We start from the raw sequence: 18,175 nt of genomic DNA on the forward strand, positions 1-18,175 counted from the left end.
TTCTCTTTGTTCCGATTGTAATGCTGTTGTTGAAGCCACTATAACACGATGTTAATATTTGGCAATCAAGACGCTTAGACGTCTAAATGCTAACGTTATTTCGCTTGCCGCAGGCAGGCGGCAAACCGACGCCACCGGCAGCACGGCGCACTATCCACTCTGGAGATACCATGATCCGCGCTATCGTGACCGATATTGAAGGCACCACCAGCGACATTCGCTTCGTCCATAACGTCTTATTCCCCTACGCCCGCGAGCGGCTGGCCGCGTTTGTCAACGCGCAGCAGTACGTCGAGCCGGTCAGTACCATTCTCGACAATCTGCGTACGGAAATCGCCTCTCCCGAAGCCAGCACCGCCCAGCTTATCGATACGCTATTCCGCTTCATGGACGAGGATCGTAAATCGACGGCGCTGAAAGCGCTGCAGGGCATTATCTGGCGCGAGGGCTATCTGAACGGTGATTTTACCGGCCATCTTTATCCCGATGTTCTCCCGGCGCTGGAGAAATGGAAGGCAATGGGCATTGATTTATATGTATATTCCTCAGGCTCGGTCGCCGCGCAGAAATTGTTATTTGGCTACAGCGACGAAGGTGATATTACTCATCTCTTCAGCGGCTATTTCGATACCCTGGTCGGCGCCAAACGCGAAGTTCAATCCTATCGCACTATCGCCGAACAACTGGGGCATAACCCGGCGAGCATTCTGTTCCTCTCTGATATCCATCAGGAACTGGACGCCGCCGAAGCGGCAGGTTTACGCACCCTGCAGCTGGTACGCGGCGACCGCGACCCGGCCAGCCATCATCCACAGGTTCAGCGTTTTGACGACATCGACCCGGAGCAACTTCCCTCATGAGCGCATTAACTATTTTTTCCGTTAACGACGCCAGCCATCCACGCTGGCACAGCAGCAACGCCGATGAAATCCAGCAGCAATTGAGCGCAAAAGGGGTGCGCTTCGAGCGCTGGCAGGCCGATCGCTACCTGGGCCCGGCGCCAACCGCTGAAACCGTTATTGCGGCCTATCAACACGCGATCGATAAACTGGTCGCTGAAAAGGGTTACCAAAGTTGGGATGTCATTAGCCTGCGAGCGGATAATCCACAGAAAGAGGCGCTGCGGGCAAAATTCCTCAATGAGCATACCCATGGCGAAGATGAAGTGCGCTTCTTTGTCGAAGGCGCCGGGCTATTTTGCCTGCATATCGGCGATGAAGTTTTTCAGGTGCTGTGCGAAAAGAACGATCTGATCTCCGTTCCGGCGAATACCCCACACTGGTTCGATATGGGGTCAGAGCCGAATTTCACCGCCATTCGCATTTTTGACAACCCGGAAGGCTGGATAGCGCAGTTCACCGGCGATGCTATCGCCGATGCCTACCCGCGCTTACCCTAATCGCCTTTACGCATAGCGGCGGCGCAGCAGCTCGCATTCGAAAAGGAATTCGAGCCCTTCCAGCTGACGCCGCGCCTCGCTAACATCCCTGCCCCAACAGGTTAAACCGTGGCCGCGGATCAAAAATCCATAACGTAAAGGATGACTACGGGCATACGCTTCAATCCGCGCCGCCAGCGCCTCGATATCCTGATCGTTATCAAAAATCGCCACCGCTACGCTATCGAGATGGCTATGCTGCCCGCTCAGCGTTTTTTGCATTTCATAGCCCTGCAGCTGAAGAGTATTGCCGGTTTCAAGGCGTGAGAGCACCGTAGCGTGCACGGTATGCACGTGCAGCACGACGTTCGCTTCCGGAAACAGACGATAGACCAGCGTATGCAACCCGGTCTCCGCCGACGGTTTCCGCCCCGACGGCGCATTATTGTTTAGGATATCTACCTGAAGAAAATCGTCGCAGGTCAGGCTGCCCTTATCGCGCCCCGATTCACTTAACCAACACCAGCGCGCATCCTCGCGTACTGACATATTGCCGCCGGTTGCCGGCGCCCACCCTTTCGCGCCAATCCAGTGACAGGTGGTCACCAGTTGTGCGAGTCGCTCTTGCCACATAATTGTTCCTTATCGAGGTTAACCGTTACGCCACCGGCGCGAAGATACCGTCTGCCACCTGCTGTGGCGTAACCACGCCGCTATCCAGCACCCAACCGCTGATTAACGACGCTGGCGTCACGTCAAAGGCCGGGTTGTAAACCGGCGCGTTTTCTGGCGCCCACTGCACCGCGCCAAAGCTGCCTTTTACGCCGGTCACCTCTTGCGCCGCACGCTGTTCAATCGGGATCGCCGCGCCGTCCGGGCAGTGGCGATCGAGAGTGGTTTGCGGCGCCGCCACGTAGAAAGGAATGCGATGATAGTGAGCCAGCACCGCCAGCGAATAGGTCCCGATTTTGTTCGCCACGTCGCCATTGGCGGCGATACGATCTGCACCGACCCATACCGCATCAACCTGCCCCTGCGCCATCAGGCTGGCAGCCATGGAGTCGGTAATCAGCTGATACGGCACGCCCAGTTCACCCAGCTCCCAGGCGGTCAGTCGCCCGCCCTGCAGCAGCGGCCGCGTCTCGTCGACCCAGACGTTAGCCACTTTGCCCTGTTCATGGGCCAGGGCGATAACCCCCAGCGCAGTGCCAACGCCGGCCGTCGCCAGACCGCCGGTATTACAGTGGGTCAACAAGCGACTACCCGGCGTCACCAGTGTATTACCGGCTTCGGCAATACTGGCGCACAGCTGTTTATCTTCGGCAATCAGGCGCAGCGCTTCGCTCTCCAACGCCTGCGGATAGTTTTCCTGCGCCAGCGCCTGCTTCATCCGATCGAGATTGTTCATCAGATTGACCGCGGTCGGCCGCGCCGCACGCAATGTTTCCAGCGCCTGAGCAAGCTCGTCGCGGGAAAGACCGCGCTGGGCTAACAGCGCCAACAGCAGGCTGGCGGAAAGACCGATCAACGGCGCGCCGCGCACCCGCAGGGCATGAATATGGTCCACCAGCAGCGCAACGTTATCCGCCGCCAGCCAGCGTTTTTCCTGCGGCAATGCCTGTTGATCGAGAATAAAAAGCTGATTTTCGCTTACCCGCAGGCTGGTGGTCTGTAGTGTCTGCATATCGTTAAATCCCTGTTGCGTTGTTGTATCACATTGTGTCAGGATGAAATCCAGATGTATAGACGTCTGAACGGCTTAATTCAGCACTTTTGAGGATCGAGGCAATGTCGCAATACCATACCTTCACGGCCAGCGATGCGGTGGCTTACGCACAACAATTTGGCGGGCTCGACGATCCGTCTGAGCTGGTGTCGGCGCAGGAGGTGGGCGACGGCAACCTCAATCTGGTGTTCAAAATTTTCGATGCTCAGGGCGTGAGCCGAATTATTGTTAAGCAGGCGCTGCCCTATGTGCGCTGCGTCGGCGAATCCTGGCCGCTGACCCTTGACCGCGCGCGCCTCGAAGCGCAGACCCTGGTCGCGCACTACCAACACAGCCCGCAACATACGGTACAAATTCTCCATTTCGATCCCGCTCTGGCGGTCATGGTAATGGAAGACCTGTCCGACCACCGTATCTGGCGCGGCGAGCTTATCGGCAACGTCTACTATCCGCAGGCGGCGCGCCAGTTGGGCGAATATCTGGCGCAGGCGCTGTTCCACACCAGCGATTTCTATCTCCATCCGCATGAGAAAAAAGCGCAGGTGGCGCAATTTATCAATCCGGAAATGTGCGAGATCACCGAGGATCTGTTTTTTAACGATCCGTATCAGATCCACGAGCGCAATAACTACCCGGCGGAGCTGGAAGCAGAGGTTGCCGCCCTGCGTGAGGACGCTCAGCTTAAGCTGGCGGTGGCGGCGCTGAAGCACCGCTTTTTCTCACAGGCCGAAGCCCTGCTGCACGGCGATATTCATAGCGGCTCCATCTTCGTCGCTGAAAATAGCCTTAAAGCCATCGATGCCGAATTTGGCTATTTCGGCCCTATCGGTTTTGACGTCGGCACCGCCATTGGCAACTTGCTGCTTAACTATTGCGGTCTACCGGGCCATCTCGGCATTCGCGATGCCGCCGCCGCGCGCGAACAGCGGCTCAGCGATATTCAGACCTTATGGCACACCTTCAGCGAGCGTTTCCAGGCGCTGGCGGCGGAGAAAACCCGCGATGCGGCGCTGACCTGCCCCGGTTACGCCTCAGTATTCCTGAAAAAAGTATGGTGCGATGCCATTGGATTCTGTGGTACCGAACTGATACGCCGCAGCGTCGGGCTTTCACACGTCGCCGATATCGATTCGATTCAGGACACGGCCATGCGCCACGAATGTCTGCGCCACGCGATAACGCTCGGCAAAGCGCTGATCGTCATCGCCGAGCGTATTGATTGCGTGGATGAGCTTATCGCCCGCGTACGCCAGTACAGTTAATCGCTTGATTATTTATGTTGGGCTTCCAGCGTGGCAAACCACGGGGCGATAAAGTCTTCGGTTTGCCCCCAGCCAGGGATAACTTTCCCCAGCGACGCCACGTTGACCGCCCCCGGCTGTGCCGCCAGCAGCGCCTGCGGAATCGCCGCCGCCTTGAAATCGTAGGTAGCCGGGGTGCTTTCCCCGGCAATTTTATTGGCGATCAAGCGGACGTTGGTGGCGCCGATGAGTTTCGGGTCGACCGCCACGCTAACCTTCCACGGACTACCAGCTTCCCGCATCAGCTGTAAATCCTGATTGGAAATATCGATGCTGTAGAGTTTGATTTCACTACGGCCGTTTTCTTTCAGTGCTTTATAGGCTCCCTGGCTAAAGGCATCCCACGTGCCCCAGATGGCGTCAATTTTACCTTTGGGATACTTGGCCAGAATCGCGCCGACTTTGTTGGCGGTGTCGCCCTGCACGTCGGATGACACGGCACCGATCGACTCCAGCTCTTTAATCCCCGGATTTTGTTTAAGCAGCGTCTGGTAGGCCGCCTGACGGCGCTCCATTGGCGGGAATCCTGCCACCCATAGCTTGATAATGTTGGCCTTGCCGTTGAAGTCTTTTACCAGTTGGCCAAAAGAGAGCTCGGTCAACGAGGCGTCATCCTGCTGGCTAACCGTCACGCCGGGGATAGTTCCCTGCACCGCGGTATCGAATACCGCCACTTTTATCCCGGCATCGACCGCTTTTTTCACCAGTGCGGTCGAGTAGGGATCGCGTCCCTGGGAAAGAATAATACCGTCGTATTTCTGGCTAATAGCTTGATTGACGAAGTCCTGGAATTTCGCGTCATCGCCGTTGCTCAGGAAGGTGCTAACTTTAAAACCGAGTTTTTTACCTTCCTGAATCGCCCCGGCGACAAACTGGGTGGTGTTATCGTCAGAACCGAGATTGCGAATCACCGCGATGCGGATCGGGCCGTTATGCTCAGCGATCGCCGCCGGAACCGGCGTCGGGGTCTGCGCCAGCGCTGCCATCGACTGCAGCAGGCCCAGCGCCATGAGAGAAAGTGCTATCTTTTTCATTTTGTTTACCCTGTAAAATGTTAGGTACGGCGCTGAAAATAGGTCAGTGCCAGCGCGCCAGCCAGCACCAGCCCTTTAATAATGTCCATCGCGTAATACGGCACCGAGAGCATCACCAGGCCATTGGAAAGCACGCCGAGGATCACCGCTCCCACCAGCGTCCCCAGCGCATTCGGTTTGCCGGAGCCCGCCAGCGAAAAGCCGATCCACGCCGCCGCGACCGCATCCATCAGGTAACCGCCGCCGGCGTTCACCTGGGAAGAGCCAATTCTTGATGCCAATAAAATGCCGCCCAATCCGGCCAGTAGCGAAGCAATCACGTAGGCCGCTACTTTATAGCGCGTGATCCGCAACCCGGAGAGCCGCGCCGCCTCCGGATTACCACCGATGGCGTACATCCGCCGCCCGTGGGTGGTGAACGACAGCGCCAGCTGCGCGATTAACGTCACCACCAGCATGATAATGACGATGGTCGGCACCTGCCCCAGCGCGCCAAATGCCGCCGGGATCGTGCCTTCGGCCATTTCGCCGCTCGGCAGCACCATATTTTCGGTGATCGAGCCGCCGTAGCTGTAGGTCATCGCCACGCCCTGAATCACAAACAGGCTGGCAAGCGTGGCGAGCATGTCAGGAATGCGCAGCACTACGATCAGAAACGCGTTGAATAACCCCACCAGCGTACAGAGCGCGAGGGTGATCAGAATGGCTTCAGTGGTGTTCAGGCCGTGCCAGACAAACAACGAAATCACTAACGCATTCGCCAGCGACGCCGTCGACCCCACCGACAGATCAAAGCCGCCGATGGTGAGCGAAATCGACACCCCAATGGCAATCACCGTCACAATAGCGATGGAGCGCAGAATGTTGATGATGTTAAACGGGTCAAGAAAGTTATCCGAGGCTAAACCAAAGACGCCAACCAGCAGTACCACGGTCAGCAACATGCCCCATTTATAGAGAAAATCGAAAAACCGCTGACGGCCCGATACCGTCGCGTTGACTGCCAGGGCCTTGCTCACGCTGCCGCTCCTCCGGTGGAGTAATAAAGAATCGTCTCTTCCCGCGCCTCGGCGCCGGGAATTTCCGCCACAATGCGCCCATCCCACAGCACGCAGATGCGATCGCACAGGCCTACCAGCTCGGAAAATTCACCGGAGGCGTAAATCACGCCCCGGCCTTCCCGCGCCAGGCCATCAATCAACTGAAACAGATCGGTTTTCGCTTTCACGTCCACCCCTTTCGTCGGTTCGTCGAAAATCAGCACGTTTGCACTGCCGCGCAGCCATTTGCCGATGGCCACTTTTTGCTGATTACCGCCGGAGAGACGGCGCAGCGTCTGCCCCGGCCCGGTGGCGCGCACGCCGATACGGGCAATAACTTCCTGCGCCCACCGCCACGCCTGCCGATGGCCGAACAGGCTCCAGCGCGAAAAGCTGTTATCGGCGCTGACCGCCAGATTCATGGCGATCGCCTCATCGATGAATATCCCCTCTTTGCGCCGCTCTTCCGGTACCAGCGCCAGGCCCTGGAGGACGGAATCAGCCGGGTCGCGCGGCCGCCACGGCCGGCCGTTAAGTTCGCCGTGGCGCAGGCGGCTTTTACTGGCGCCGAATAAGGCTTTGCAGAGTTCAGTTTTTCCCGCGCCCGCTAAGCCGGCGATACCGAGAATTTCCCCCTTATGCAGGCGTAGCGAGATATCCTGCAACAGCGCCTCGTCATGCAAACCCTCAACCTGCAACAGCACCTCTGCGCCGTGCGGCGGACGCGCAGGCGGGAAAATATCGCTCAGCTCGTGACCGAGCATTTTTTCGACGATCTGCTCGCCGCTGAGCTCGGCCATCGGGCCGCTTTCGATTAAACGGCCATCGCGCAGCACCGTCAGGGTGTCGCAAATCGCTTTGAGTTCATGAATACGGTGCGAAATAAAGACCACGCCGATCCCCTGCTGCTGCAGACGACGAACCACCGTAAATAAGCGTTCGCTTTCGTGCTGATCCAAGGGCGCGGTGGGTTCATCAAGAATCAAAAAACGGCAATGGTGCGACAGTGCGCGAGCCAGCAGAATTTGCTGCTTTTCGGCAAGGGTACAGCTATCGATTGAACGTCGAACATCCAGCGCAATATCAAGCTGCGCCAGCGCATCGCGCGCCTGCTGACGCACATGCGACCAGCGAAAAACCGCACCCGGCTCAGCCAGCCTGTCCAGCATGATATTTTCGGCAATGCTCAACCCCGGAACCAGCGCAACATCCACCTCTTGCTGTACCAGATGAATTCCCAGTTGCTTTGCATCGCGCGGCGAACGAATGCTAACCGGCTGGTTATTGATCACCACTTCGCCTTCGTAATCGGCATGCGTCCCGCACAACACCGCCATCAACGTCGATTTGCCAGCGCCGTTGGCGCCGGTCAACGCATGCACCGTTCCGCCCTTAAGGGTAAACGCCACCTTGCTCAGCGCCTGAAAACCGGAAAAGGCCAGGCTAATGTTATGCATCTCAAGGCGATTCACGCTCATCACCCTCCCCGGGGCAATTAATATTCTGATTTAACGAATTTTTCACAGCCGCCGATGCCTGACAACTGCGTAAAAAGCATAAGATAAAACCAAATAATATTAGCCATCTGGATGTCCAGACATAACATCAGGTTAGCCCAACACCTATAAGGACTGCTTCCCACCGGGGTAGCGCTTTAGCCTGCCGATGACGTTAACCCTGACGTTCTGCGCGCCGCGTTCGAGAAGGTGGAATACTTCAGCCGTTAATCACCCCGACCGTCTATACCTAATGATGATTCTCACCACTCTCGCAACGAGGTCATCATGCAGATCGATTTAACAGGTAAGAAGGCGCTGGTTACCGGCGCCAGCCGTGGGTTGGGTCGCGCTATTGCGCTGTCGCTGGCGCGCGCCGGCGCCGATGTGGTTATTACGTATGAAAAATCGGCCGATAAAGCCCAGGCGGTCGCCGATGAAATAAAGGCCCTGGGTCGGTACGGCGAAGCGGTGCAGGCCGACAGCGCCAGCGCGCAGGCCATTCAGGATGCCGTCACCCATGCGGCCCGGGCCCTCGGCGGACTGGATATTCTGGTCAACAACGCTGGCATCGCCCGCGGCGGTCCACTGGAATCCATGACGCTGGCGGACATTGACGCCCTTATCAACGTCAATATTCGTGGGGTGGTTATCGCCATCCAGGAAGCACTGGTGCATATGTCCGATGGCGGACGGATCATCAACATCGGCAGCTGTCTGGCCAACCGCGTAGCCATGCCGGGTATCGCGGTTTACGCCATGACCAAGTCCGCCCTCAACTCCCTGACCCGTGGGCTGGCACGTGATTTAGGCCCTCGCGGGATCACCGTTAACCTTGTCCATCCAGGGCCGACTAACAGCGATATGAACCCGGAGGATGGGGAACAGGCGGAAGCCCAGCGCCAGATGATTGCGGTCGGTCACTACGGCCAGCCGCAAGACATCGCCGCGGCGGTCACCTTCCTGGCCAGCCCGGCCGCCGGGCAGATCTCCGGTACGGGGCTCGACGTGGATGGCGGCTTGAACGCCTGATCGCCTATTTTCTGCAAGCCTCTGTCGCCCGGCAGAGGCCTTCCCGCGCCGCCTCGACGGGTTGCGTTTTGCCTCTTACCTGCGTTTACAGATGGCAGAGATCGACGACGAAACCGACGACGATCTGGAAGATATTGAAATCGAACACGATTGCTATGATGACGTAATGCTGTCAGGTGAAGTATGCGACGTGATGCATAAAGAAAATCAACCTCTACTTACCGAAAGAAGGCTAGCAGCACTTCGCCCCGCCCTTACCGCCGTAGCGCGCGTCCTGGCGTTCGCGAAAGAACTCTTCATAGGTCATCGGCGTCCGATCCGGATGGGTCAGCCGCATATGCTCGACGTAGTTATCGTAATCCGGCACGCCGATCATCATCTTCGCCGCCTGGCCTAAATATTTTCCTGCTTTGGAAAGGGTGTCGAACATAATGAGTTTCTCGCTTATTTCCCTCACCCCAGCCCTCTCCCACAGGGAGAGGGAGGAGAAGAAAGGTAGGCCGGGTCAGCGCTAGCGCCCCCCGGCAAACAGGTTAATGCACGCGCTTCGCCTGCGCCGTTAAGGTCTGCGCATCCGCGGGCATCGCTTCATACGGCGTCTCTTTCGCCGTCGGTTTATCCTCTTTCAGCGCCGCCAGCGCGGTTTTAATCGAGAACAGCGCCAGAACCACCACCACAATCATAAAGAAGATAGTCAGCCCGGCATCGAGACGGTTATTAAACACCAGCTGCGCCAGCTGCGATTCCGTATACTGCGGCGGAATGGTACCGCTGTCGATCATCGCCTGAAATTTATTGGCGATGGCCAGGAAGCCGACTTTGGTATCCGGACTAAACGATTTCTGCCAGCCAGCGGTCAGCGTACAAATCAGCAGCCAGCTTGTCGGCAACAGCGCCACCCACGCATAGCGCTGGCGTTTCATCTTGAACAGTACCACCGCGCACAGCATTAGCGCCATCCCCGCCAGCATCTGGTTGGCGATACCGAACAGCGGCCACAGGGTATTAATACCGCCCAGCGGGTCAACCACCCCCTGATGCAGGAAGTAGCCCCACGCCAGGACGCACAGCGCGGTCGCCAGCAGGTTAGCCGGAAGCGAGCTGGTTTTTTTCAACCCGGGGCTAATCACGCCCAGCAGATCCTGCAGCATGAATCGCGCCGCGCGGGTGCCGGCATCAACCGCCGTCAGGATAAACAGCGCCTCAAACAGAATGGCGAAGTGGTACCAGAAAGAGACATCCATCAGCCCGCCCAGCGAGCCGTGCAGAATGTAAGCCATCCCCACCGCCAGCGTCGGCGCGCCGCCGGCGCGTGAAATGATCGACTGTTCGCCGACCTCACTGGCTATTTGATTCAGCGTATCCGGGGTAATGCTAAAGCCCCAGCCGCTCACTACCTGCGCCGCCGAGGCCACGACATCAGTCGTCCCCGCCGGCGCCAGCACCGCCATCGGGCTGTTCATCGCGAAGTAGACGCCCGGATCGATAATACAGGCCGCCACCAGCGCCATAATCGCGACGAAGGATTCCATCAACATGCCGCCGTAGCCGATAAAGCAGGCCTGGCCTTCGTTGGCCAACATTTTCGGCGTGGTGCCGGAGGAGATCAGCGCGTGGAAGCCAGAAACCGCGCCGCAGGCGATAGTGATAAACAGGAACGGGAACAGGTTGCCGGTCCACACCGGGCCGGTACCGTCGACGAACTTCGTCAGCGCCGGCATGGTCAGCGTCGGGCGCATAATCAGGATGCCAATCGCCAGACCAACGATGGTGCCGATTTTCAGGAACGTGGAGAGATAGTCGCGCGGCGCCAGCAGCAGCCAGACCGGCAGTACCGCAGCAACAAAGCCGTAACCCACCAGAATCCACGTCAGCTGTACGCCGGTGTAATCAAACCACGGCGCCCAGGTCGGGCTTTCCGCCACCCAGCCGCCGGAAATGATCGCGAACACCAGCATCACCAGGCCTATCACCGACACCTCGCCGATGCGCCCCGGGCGCAGGTAGCGAATATAGATGCCCATAAAAATCGCCAGCGGGATGGTAAAGGCGACGGTGTATGTCCCCCACGGACTGTGGGTCAATGCTTTCACCACGATCATCGCCAGTACCGCGAGGATGATCACCATGATCATAAAACAGGCCACCAGCGCCAGTACGCCAGCGGTCGGCCCCATCTCCTCTTTAACCAGTTCGCCAAGCGAACGGCCATCGCGACGGGTCGAAACAAACAGCACCATAAAGTCCTGCACAGCGCCGGCCAGCACCACGCCGGCGAGGATCCAGATCATCCCCGGCAGGTAGCCCATCTGCGCGGCAAGCACCGGCCCCACCAGCGGCCCTGCGCCGGCAATCGCGGCAAAATGGTGACCGAACAGCACTTTTTTGTCAGTCGGAACATAATCGAGGCCGTCATTATGACGCACCGCCGGGGTCATTCGCGTTGGGTCAACGCCGAGGACGGTTTTGGCGATATACAGGCCGTAGAAACGATACGCGATCAGATAAACGCAGACCGCCGCGACGACAATCCACAGCGCGTTTATCTGCTCACCCCGGTTTAAGGCGATATAGCCGAGGGCAAAGGCTCCGATCACGGAGAGCAATGTCCAGATGAGGTATTTCCCTGAATTATTCATTGTTGTGGTCCACCGGTAGGGTAATCAGGATGTTACAGTTTGTTTCTAGAACACAACGCAGAATTTAACAACTTCGAAACAGCGCGGATGATGCACCGCGGCGGAGATTTATCTCACATTGCTAGCGGGATCACTTAAGACAGGAAAATAAATGAAAGGATTACCGTGAACGGTGTCGTTTTTTTGTCGGGTGGCGGCCTCAAAACCCCCGGTGGCGCTACCGCTTACCGGGGCTACAGCGCTGTGCGATTTGGTAGCCCGGAGAAGGCGCAACGCGCCGCCCCGTGTGCCACTAGGTTGCCAACCGATAACAGCCCGTAGCCCGGCTCAGCGCAGCGCAAGCCGGGGAAATAGCGGCTTCTTAGCCCAGCACCGCGGTACCCAGACGACAGGTGCAGCAGCGCCGCCCCCTTTCGTCATACACCACAATTTCCCAGCTCTGACTCTGGCGGCCAAGATGCAGCGGTCGGCATTCGCCTCGTACTTTCCCGCTGGAGACCGGACGATGGTGGCTAGCGTTAAGCTCGGTGCCCACCACGCACTGCCCATCCTCGGTCATCAGCCAACCGGCCATCGAGCCCAACGTCTCCGCCAGCGCCGCGGAAGCGCCGCCGTGCAGCAGGCCAAACGGCTGATGCGTGCGCGCATCCACCGGCATCTCCGCCTCCAGCAGCCCCTCTTCCAGCCGGGTGTAGACGATGCCAAGATGCGCCACCATGGTGTTTTCGCTGCTGGCGTTCAATGCCGCAAGCGTGAGCTCTCGTTTCCAGGCCATTTACGCCCCCAGCGTCGAGCCGCCATCGACCACAATATCCTGCAGCGTGATATGGCTGGCGTGAGAAGAGGCGAGGAACAAAATGGTATTGGCGATCTCCTGCGGGCGGGCGATTTTGCCCAGCGGGATGCCAAGCTTAAACTGCTCGCCAAATCCGCGGATCCGCTGCTGTTCCGCATCGTCATTGATCCACAGGGTACGTTGCATGTCGGTATCGGTAGAGCCAGGCGACACCAGGTTGCAGCGTACGCCGCTCCCTGCCAGCTCAAGCCCGACGGTCAACGCCAGGCTTTTCAGCGCCGCTTTCGAAGCGCCATAGGCGCTCATGCCGATACGCGGCGTATGCGCGGCATCGGAAGCGACGGTGACGATCGCCCCGCCACGCTGACGACGGAACTGCGCCATCGTCTGCTGAAACAGATTAAACGCGCCGCCAACGTTCACCGCGAAGGTCTGCTGCCAGTCCTCCGCGCTCAGTTGATCGGTCGCGCCCATGCGCAGGATCCCGGCCGCATTCACCAGTACATCCAGTCGTTCGATGTCGTTGAGCAAACGCACGCACACGTCGCGTACCTGGTCGGCATCGGCGACGTCCAGCGTTTCGGTGGCAAACGGGTAGCCTTCGCCGGCAAAGGCAAGGTCGAAACCGGTGACGTTGGCCCCGGCCTCGACGAAAGCCAACGCGGTGGCATAGCCAATGCCTTTACCTGCGCCGGTCACCCATACGGTCTGACCGCGAAAATCCAGCGCCGCCATTATTTCACCTCGCGGGAGAGCAACGCCCACCAGGCGTCGATGGTCGGATTCTTCGCCAGCATCACAAAGTCGATATCGCCGTGCACTTTGCGCCAGCGGGCGGCCAGCGCCATCATGCGCACCGAATCCAGGCCGTAGTCGATCAGGTTTTCATCATCCAGCGGTTCGTCGGATTCGTCGAGCAGCGGCAGGATCAGCGCGCGCAGCGCCGCTTTGGAGGCCGGCAGCGGCAGCAGCTCTTCGGTCATTACCACGCGTCCGGAACGGCCGGCGACGTATTTCAGCGCCATCAGGTGTTCTTCGCGGCTGAAATCCGCCAGCGCGTCGGCGACAAAGAACGGTTTGATATCGCGCATAAAAGCATCTGTGGCGGTAGTCATGCAGCCGATATGGGCGTAAACGCCGGTGATGATCAGCTGGTCGCGGCCGGTCTCTTTCAGCATCTCTTCAAGCGGCGAGCGATGAAACGCGCTGTAGCGCCATTTCACCAGCACCGTATCCTGTTCATCCGGCGCCAGCGCGGCAATCACCTGCTGCTGTTCCGGCGAGCGGGTCAACCCCGGCCCCCACATATCATTCAGCAGGGCGCGGTCTTCATCGCTCTGCTCTTTCGGCTGGGCGGTGTAGTACACCGGAATACCGTTTTGTTTGCAGAAGTCGCGCAGGGCGGCGATATTAGCCACCACTTTCTCCATCATCGCGCTGTTTTCGCCCCAGAAGTTGAGGAAATACTCCTGCATATCGTGGATCAGCAGCGCGGCACGCGACGGCTCAAAGGCCCAGTTAACTTTGTTGGCCGGGATATCGCTGGCTTCCGGCAGCGCGTAAGCCTGTAATTTAGGGATTGCCATTTTCTGTTCTCCTTCAGCCCAGCTTGCCTTCGGCCAGCCACTGACGTAATTGTTTTTTATCGACTTTGCCCACCGGCGTCAGCGGCAGCGCGGCAACGCACTCCACGCGATCCGGCAATTTAAATTCGGCCACGCCCTGCTCGCGCAGAAAGCGACGTACCGCGACGGCGCGCAGCGGCGAGGTCACCACCAGATAAGCGCAGCTCTTCTCGCCGAGCAGATTGTCTTCAATGCTGACCAGCGCGGCGTGGATCACCGCCTCATGGCGCAGCAGCAGGTTTTCGATCTCTTCAGCGGCGATCTTCTCGCCGCCGCGGTTGATCTGATCTTTTTCCCGCCCCTGGACGGTGATATAGCCATCTTCATCGATCGAAATCAGATCGCCTGAGCAGTAAAATCCATCGGCATCAAAGGCTTCCGCGTTATGTTGCGGGCTGTTGTAGTAGCCGCGGAAGGTATAAGGGCCGCGGGTCATCAGACGGCCCACTTCGCCGCGCGGCAGCGGGTTGCCATCGGCATCCGCTACCCACACTTCGTCGTCCGGGCACATCGGGCAACCCTGGGTGTTGATAATTCGCTGCGGGCTATCGTTGAGGCGGGTGTAGTTAACCAGCCCCTCGGCCATGCCGAACACCTGCTGCAGCTGGCAGCCGATTTCCGCCGGGATACGCGCGGCGAGCGTCGCGGACAGGCGCGCTCCGCCAACCTGCAACAGCTGCAGCGATTGCAGTTGCGCGTTGCCGCCCCATTCATGAATAGCCTGCAGCCACAGGCTGACCGCCGGCGGCACCAGCGACGCGACGTTAATCTGGTGTTTTTCGATTAGCGGGAAACAGAGCGTGGCGCTCGGGTCAGCGGCGAGGATCACCCGGCCGCCGGCGAGGAAGACGCCCAGTGAGCCCGGCGAGCTCATCGCATAGTTGTGCGCCGCTGGCAATGCGTTGAGATAGCGCGTATCGGCGTTAATACCGCAGATCTCGTTGCTGCGGCGGATACTGTAGTCGTAATCGTTGTGGGTACGCGGGATAAGCTTCGGCGTCCCGGTACTGCCGCCGGAGAGCTGGAAAAAAGCCACTTCGTCAGCCGGCGTCGGATTGGCGACAAAGTTATCCGCCGTGCGGTTAATTTCCGTTGCCAGATCGCGCTCGCCGCCGTCGTTACGCAGCAGCGCGACGCGCAGCGAAGGATGCTCAGCGATAAAACCATTAAGGAAACTATCGTCAGCAAACAGCGCGTGCTCACGATCGGCAATCAGCAGCACCGGTTTAATCTGCGCGGCATAGGCGTTGAGTTCGCTGCGCTGGTGGCTAAACAAGGCGTTAACCGGAGCGACGCCGATACGCAGCAGCGCAAAGAAGGTAATGTAAAACTCAGCGACGTTGCCAAGCTGCACCAGCGCGGTTTCTCCGCGCTTAAGTCCCTGATGCTGCAGGGAGGACGCGAGGTTATCCACCAGCTGGTTAAACTGGCGGTAGCTAATCTGCCGCTCGCCGTCGATAATCGCCACGGCGTCATTTTGCGCATGACGGGTAATCAGATTGGTTAACGGCAGATCCTGCCAATAACCTTTTTGACGATAGCGGGCCGCAAACTCTTCCGGCCAACGGGTAAATGCAATCATCCTTGCCTCTTAATTCAAGCCAAATACGTTGAGCATGGTGGTCAATTTGACGCCGGTTTCGCGCCATTCGCCCAGCGGCGAGGAGGCCGGAACGATACCCGCACCGGCAAACAGGCGCAGCGAGCGTTGATGCAGGCGCGCGCAGCGGATGGTCACCACCCATTCGCCGTTGCCTTCGTCATCGCACCAGCCGACGATGCCGCCAAACAGCTGGCGATCGAACGGTTCGAGCTCGGCTATCAGCCGCTTTGCCACCTGATGCGGGAAGCCGCTCAGCGCCGGAGTCGGATGCAGCAGACAGGCCAGCGACATGGCGTTTTCTTCCGCCAGCGCCGTACCTTCGATCGGCGTCGCCAGATGCCAGAGCGTCGGGGTGGTAATCAGCTGCGGCGATTCCGGTAGCGACAGCTGACTGCTGCGCGGGCCAAGCACGCTCTTCATCGCCTGCGTGACCAGATCATGCTCATGGCGATCTTTGCCTGACGCCAGCAGCTTGTTGCCCGCTTCCCGATCCAGCACATCGTCAGGCTGGCGGCGGGCGGAGCCGGCCAGCGGCAGCGAACTGAAGTGCAGCCCTTCTTTACGCAACAGCAGTTCCGGACTGGCGCCCAGCAGTACCCCGCCGTCTGACAACGGGACATGGAAGTTAAAGCTCGCCGGGTTCTGGGCGATCAGCCGTTCCAGCAGCGCGCCGCTATCGACCCGGTCGCGGGTAGTGATATCAATCAGCCTGGAGAGCACCACTTTGTCGACTTCGGGAGTCGCCGTCAGCGCGGCGGCACGTTCTACCATCGCCAGAAACTCGTCCTGCTCCGGGATCTCCTGACGATCGACAACATCCATAGCCTTGAGCGGCGCCGCGTAACGCGCGGACTGTTGTTTGTCGGTACGGGAGAAAGATTCCCAGCGTTCGGGGATATAGAGTTCGGAAGGCTGATTGGTGTCGAACGGGATCGCCCCGACCATGACCGGCTTGCGGATCCCCGCCGCGCGGGCTTCGGCAAATGCGGCCGCCATTTTCTGCTGAAACTCGCCGTTCAGCGAATCACCACCGACTGCAGGTTGGGAAAAACGGCTAAAACAGCCGGTGGTACTGAAGCTGCGGTACGGCGACATAAAGAAGAAGCTTTGCGGCGACAGGGTCTGCGTTTTTTCCTGTACATCCTCAGCCAGTGACGTTTCCATATCATCCTCCAAAAACGATAAAGATATTAAGAATAATTATCATTTATATTTTTGTTGGCTAACCTAAAAGGTATTGCTCTCCTTGTCAACCGCACAAACAGCAGGTTATGCGACTTAAACTTGCATCCGGGTTACACAAAGTTGAAAATGAGACGTATTTACTACAACTGACTCAGGATGCGAATTCGTGAATTTTGCCACTTTTTGCCGTCGTACTTTACTCGCCAGCGGGCTGTGCCTTTTAGGAATTACCTCAGCGCTGGCGGCGGACTGGCCGCGTCAGATCACCGACAGTCGCGGTACCCATACGCTGGAAAGCCAGCCGCTGCGCATAGTCTCAACCAGCGTCACCCTCACCGGTTCGTTGCTGGCTATTGATGCGCCGGTGGTCGCCAGCGGCGCGACCACGCCGAATAACCGCGTGGCCGATGCACAGGGCTTTCTGCGCCAGTGGGGCGATATCGCTAAAAAGCGCAAACTAGCGCGACTGTATATTGGCGAACCCAGCGCCGAAGCGGTAGCGGCGCAGATGCCGGATCTGATCCTGATTAGCGCCACCGGCGGCGATTCCGCGCTGGCGCTGTACGACCAGCTTTCGACTATCGCGCCGACCCTTATCATCAACTACGACGATAAAAGCTGGCAGACGCTTCTAACCCAATTGGGACATATTACCGGTCATGAAAAGCAGGCGGACGCGCGCATTGCCGAGTTCAATAAACAGCTCGTTTCGTTAAAAGAGAAACTGAAGTTGCCGCCGCAGCCGGTCACCGCGCTGGTTTATACCGCCGCGGCGCATAGCGCCAATATCTGGACGCCGGAATCAGCGCAGGGTCAGATGCTGGAACAGTTAGGCTTTAAGCTGGCGACGCTGCCGGGTGGTCTGCACGCCAGCCAGAGCCAGGGTAAGCGTCACGATATCGTGCAGTTGGGCGGCGAAAACCTGGCCGCCGGAATTAACGGCGAAAGCCTGTTCCTGTTCGCCGGCGACGAGAAAGACGCCGGGGCAATTTACGCCAATCCGCTACTGGCGCATTTGCCAGCCGTTGCTGCAAAGCGCGTTTATCCGCTGGGGACGGAAACCTTCCGTCTTGACTACTACAGCGCCATGCTGGTGCTACAACGTTTATCGGCGCTCTTTGCCTGATTCTCTTCCCGGCCCTGGGGCCGGGATCTCATTTCACATCATCAACTACATCATCCTTTTGTTATAAAAGAATTTTTTATTGCCTTCCCCACTTGATACCTCATCGGCGCCTCACGCGAATCATCATCGTTTGAGGTGTTGTTTTGTGATTAGCCATCGCCGCCGCGTTCCTCGAATATCTGCCTCACACCACT

The 18,175-nt window shown here is 58.4% G+C and carries 17 protein-coding genes; 5 read left to right on the forward strand and 12 right to left on the reverse strand.

Going from position 1 to position 18,175, the window contains the following annotated elements:
• Positions 1 to 170: 170 nt before the first annotated feature.
• Together mtnC and PGR23_RS10180 are read left to right on the forward strand one after the other, a co-directional pair.
• Entirely contained in the window at positions 171 to 860 is a 690-nt protein-coding gene (gene mtnC / locus PGR23_RS10175) for an acireductone synthase (RefSeq protein ID WP_315712727.1), read from the forward strand.
• The gene (locus tag PGR23_RS10180) at positions 857 to 1,399 is read left to right on the forward strand and encodes a 1,2-dihydroxy-3-keto-5-methylthiopentene dioxygenase (RefSeq protein WP_045392919.1); all 543 of its coding nucleotides are present in this window, start codon (positions 857 to 859) and stop codon (positions 1,397 to 1,399) included. The genes mtnC and PGR23_RS10180 overlap by 4 nt, the downstream gene beginning before the upstream one ends.
• Positions 1,400 to 1,405: 6 nt before the next feature.
• Here PGR23_RS10180 and PGR23_RS10185 read toward each other — a convergent pair whose 3' ends face one another.
• Positions 1,406 to 2,011 (reverse strand): methylthioribulose 1-phosphate dehydratase, encoded by a 606-nt coding sequence (locus PGR23_RS10185; RefSeq protein WP_047050113.1) that lies wholly within the window; start codon positions 2,009 to 2,011, stop codon positions 1,406 to 1,408.
• A gap of 25 nt (positions 2,012 to 2,036) precedes the next feature.
• Positions 2,037 to 3,062, reverse strand: a complete 1,026-nt coding sequence (gene mtnA / locus PGR23_RS10190; protein ID WP_396279841.1) for an S-methyl-5-thioribose-1-phosphate isomerase — start codon at positions 3,060 to 3,062, stop codon at positions 2,037 to 2,039.
• Positions 3,063 to 3,166: 104 nt separating this feature from the next.
• Between mtnA and mtnK the strand changes: the two genes are divergently transcribed.
• A complete protein-coding gene (gene mtnK, locus PGR23_RS10195) occupies positions 3,167 to 4,366 on the forward strand; it encodes an S-methyl-5-thioribose kinase (RefSeq protein WP_380379134.1) in 1,200 nt (399 codons plus the stop codon).
• Positions 4,367 to 4,374: 8 nt separating this feature from the next.
• Here the strand turns inward: mtnK and PGR23_RS10200 are convergent, their stop codons facing one another.
• The 3 genes from PGR23_RS10200 to PGR23_RS10210 are packed head-to-tail and all read right to left on the reverse strand — an operon-like array spanning position 4,375 to position 7,957.
• Entirely contained in the window at positions 4,375 to 5,439 is a 1,065-nt protein-coding gene (locus tag PGR23_RS10200) for a sugar ABC transporter substrate-binding protein (RefSeq protein ID WP_047077896.1), read from the reverse strand.
• 20 nt (positions 5,440 to 5,459) lie between these two features.
• Positions 5,460 to 6,458 (reverse strand): ABC transporter permease, encoded by a 999-nt coding sequence (locus tag PGR23_RS10205; RefSeq protein ID WP_032714059.1) that lies wholly within the window; start codon positions 6,456 to 6,458, stop codon positions 5,460 to 5,462.
• Entirely contained in the window at positions 6,455 to 7,957 is a 1,503-nt protein-coding gene (locus tag PGR23_RS10210; RefSeq protein ID WP_047049341.1) for a sugar ABC transporter ATP-binding protein, read from the reverse strand. The genes PGR23_RS10205 and PGR23_RS10210 overlap by 4 nt, the downstream gene beginning before the upstream one ends.
• A gap of 306 nt (positions 7,958 to 8,263) precedes the next feature.
• Between PGR23_RS10210 and PGR23_RS10215 the strand changes: the two genes are divergently transcribed.
• A complete protein-coding gene (locus tag PGR23_RS10215; RefSeq protein WP_045392902.1) occupies positions 8,264 to 9,007 on the forward strand; it encodes an SDR family NAD(P)-dependent oxidoreductase in 744 nt (247 codons plus the stop codon).
• Between the two features lie 232 nt (positions 9,008 to 9,239).
• Here the strand turns inward: PGR23_RS10215 and PGR23_RS10220 are convergent, their stop codons facing one another.
• The 7 genes from PGR23_RS10220 to entC form a co-directional block, all read right to left on the reverse strand.
• Complete coding sequence (locus tag PGR23_RS10220; protein ID WP_045392899.1) at positions 9,240 to 9,437, reverse strand: YbdD/YjiX family protein; 198 nt, start codon at positions 9,435 to 9,437, stop codon at positions 9,240 to 9,242.
• A 103-nt stretch (positions 9,438 to 9,540) separates the two neighbouring features.
• Positions 9,541 to 11,646, reverse strand: coding sequence for a pyruvate/proton symporter CstA (gene cstA, locus PGR23_RS10225; RefSeq protein ID WP_396279842.1), 2,106 nt, complete (start codon positions 11,644 to 11,646; stop codon positions 9,541 to 9,543).
• 361 nt (positions 11,647 to 12,007) lie between these two features.
• Complete coding sequence (entH, locus tag PGR23_RS10230) at positions 12,008 to 12,421, reverse strand: proofreading thioesterase EntH (protein WP_047049345.1); 414 nt, start codon at positions 12,419 to 12,421, stop codon at positions 12,008 to 12,010.
• Positions 12,422 to 13,177, reverse strand: coding sequence for a 2,3-dihydro-2,3-dihydroxybenzoate dehydrogenase EntA (gene entA / locus PGR23_RS10235; RefSeq protein WP_396279843.1), 756 nt, complete (start codon positions 13,175 to 13,177; stop codon positions 12,422 to 12,424).
• Positions 13,177 to 14,028, reverse strand: coding sequence for an enterobactin biosynthesis bifunctional isochorismatase/aryl carrier protein EntB (gene entB / locus PGR23_RS10240; RefSeq protein ID WP_015367768.1), 852 nt, complete (start codon positions 14,026 to 14,028; stop codon positions 13,177 to 13,179). The genes entA and entB overlap by 1 nt, the downstream gene beginning before the upstream one ends.
• Before the next feature lie 13 nt (positions 14,029 to 14,041).
• Positions 14,042 to 15,649 (reverse strand): (2,3-dihydroxybenzoyl)adenylate synthase EntE, encoded by a 1,608-nt coding sequence (entE, locus tag PGR23_RS10245; RefSeq protein WP_047077900.1) that lies wholly within the window; start codon positions 15,647 to 15,649, stop codon positions 14,042 to 14,044.
• Between the two features lie 9 nt (positions 15,650 to 15,658).
• Positions 15,659 to 16,834 carry an isochorismate synthase EntC gene (gene entC, locus PGR23_RS10250; protein WP_047049358.1) on the reverse strand — a complete coding sequence of 392 codons (1,176 nt, stop codon included), beginning with the start codon at positions 16,832 to 16,834 and terminating at the stop codon, positions 15,659 to 15,661.
• Positions 16,835 to 17,021: 187 nt separating this feature from the next.
• Between entC and fepB the strand changes: the two genes are divergently transcribed.
• Positions 17,022 to 17,981, forward strand: a complete 960-nt coding sequence (fepB, locus tag PGR23_RS10255; protein ID WP_047049361.1) for a Fe2+-enterobactin ABC transporter substrate-binding protein — start codon at positions 17,022 to 17,024, stop codon at positions 17,979 to 17,981.
• The last annotated feature ends 194 nt before the right edge of the window (positions 17,982 to 18,175 follow it).

This window comes from Klebsiella sp. 141162, assembly GCF_050600755.1.
GTDB lineage: Bacteria > Pseudomonadota > Gammaproteobacteria > Enterobacterales > Enterobacteriaceae > Klebsiella > Klebsiella aerogenes.

What these genes read in the sequence shown, in the direction of transcription:
- PGR23_RS10200 (WP_047077896.1), bottom strand. Translation starts at nt 5,439, where the DNA reads ATGAAAAAGATAGCACTTTCTCTCATGGCGCTGGGCCTGCTGCAGTCG.
- entC (WP_047049358.1), bottom strand. Translation starts at nt 16,834, where the DNA reads ATGGAAACGTCACTGGCTGAGGATGTACAGGAAAAAACGCAGACCCTG.
- cstA (WP_396279842.1), bottom strand. Translation starts at nt 11,646, where the DNA reads ATGAATAATTCAGGGAAATACCTCATCTGGACATTGCTCTCCGTGATC.
- PGR23_RS10215 (WP_045392902.1), top strand. Translation starts at nt 8,264, where the DNA reads ATGCAGATCGATTTAACAGGTAAGAAGGCGCTGGTTACCGGCGCCAGC.
- PGR23_RS10210 (WP_047049341.1), bottom strand. Translation starts at nt 7,957, where the DNA reads ATGAGCGTGAATCGCCTTGAGATGCATAACATTAGCCTGGCCTTTTCC.
- mtnC (WP_315712727.1), top strand. Translation starts at nt 171, where the DNA reads ATGATCCGCGCTATCGTGACCGATATTGAAGGCACCACCAGCGACATT.
- entB (WP_015367768.1), bottom strand. Translation starts at nt 14,028, where the DNA reads ATGGCAATCCCTAAATTACAGGCTTACGCGCTGCCGGAAGCCAGCGAT.
- entE (WP_047077900.1), bottom strand. Translation starts at nt 15,649, where the DNA reads ATGATTGCATTTACCCGTTGGCCGGAAGAGTTTGCGGCCCGCTATCGT.
- PGR23_RS10180 (WP_045392919.1), top strand. Translation starts at nt 857, where the DNA reads ATGAGCGCATTAACTATTTTTTCCGTTAACGACGCCAGCCATCCACGC.
- entH (WP_047049345.1), bottom strand. Translation starts at nt 12,421, where the DNA reads ATGGCCTGGAAACGAGAGCTCACGCTTGCGGCATTGAACGCCAGCAGC.
- entA (WP_396279843.1), bottom strand. Translation starts at nt 13,177, where the DNA reads ATGGCGGCGCTGGATTTTCGCGGTCAGACCGTATGGGTGACCGGCGCA.
- mtnK (WP_380379134.1), top strand. Translation starts at nt 3,167, where the DNA reads ATGTCGCAATACCATACCTTCACGGCCAGCGATGCGGTGGCTTACGCA.
- PGR23_RS10220 (WP_045392899.1), bottom strand. Translation starts at nt 9,437, where the DNA reads ATGTTCGACACCCTTTCCAAAGCAGGAAAATATTTAGGCCAGGCGGCG.
- PGR23_RS10185 (WP_047050113.1), bottom strand. Translation starts at nt 2,011, where the DNA reads ATGTGGCAAGAGCGACTCGCACAACTGGTGACCACCTGTCACTGGATT.
- mtnA (WP_396279841.1), bottom strand. Translation starts at nt 3,062, where the DNA reads ATGCAGACACTACAGACCACCAGCCTGCGGGTAAGCGAAAATCAGCTT.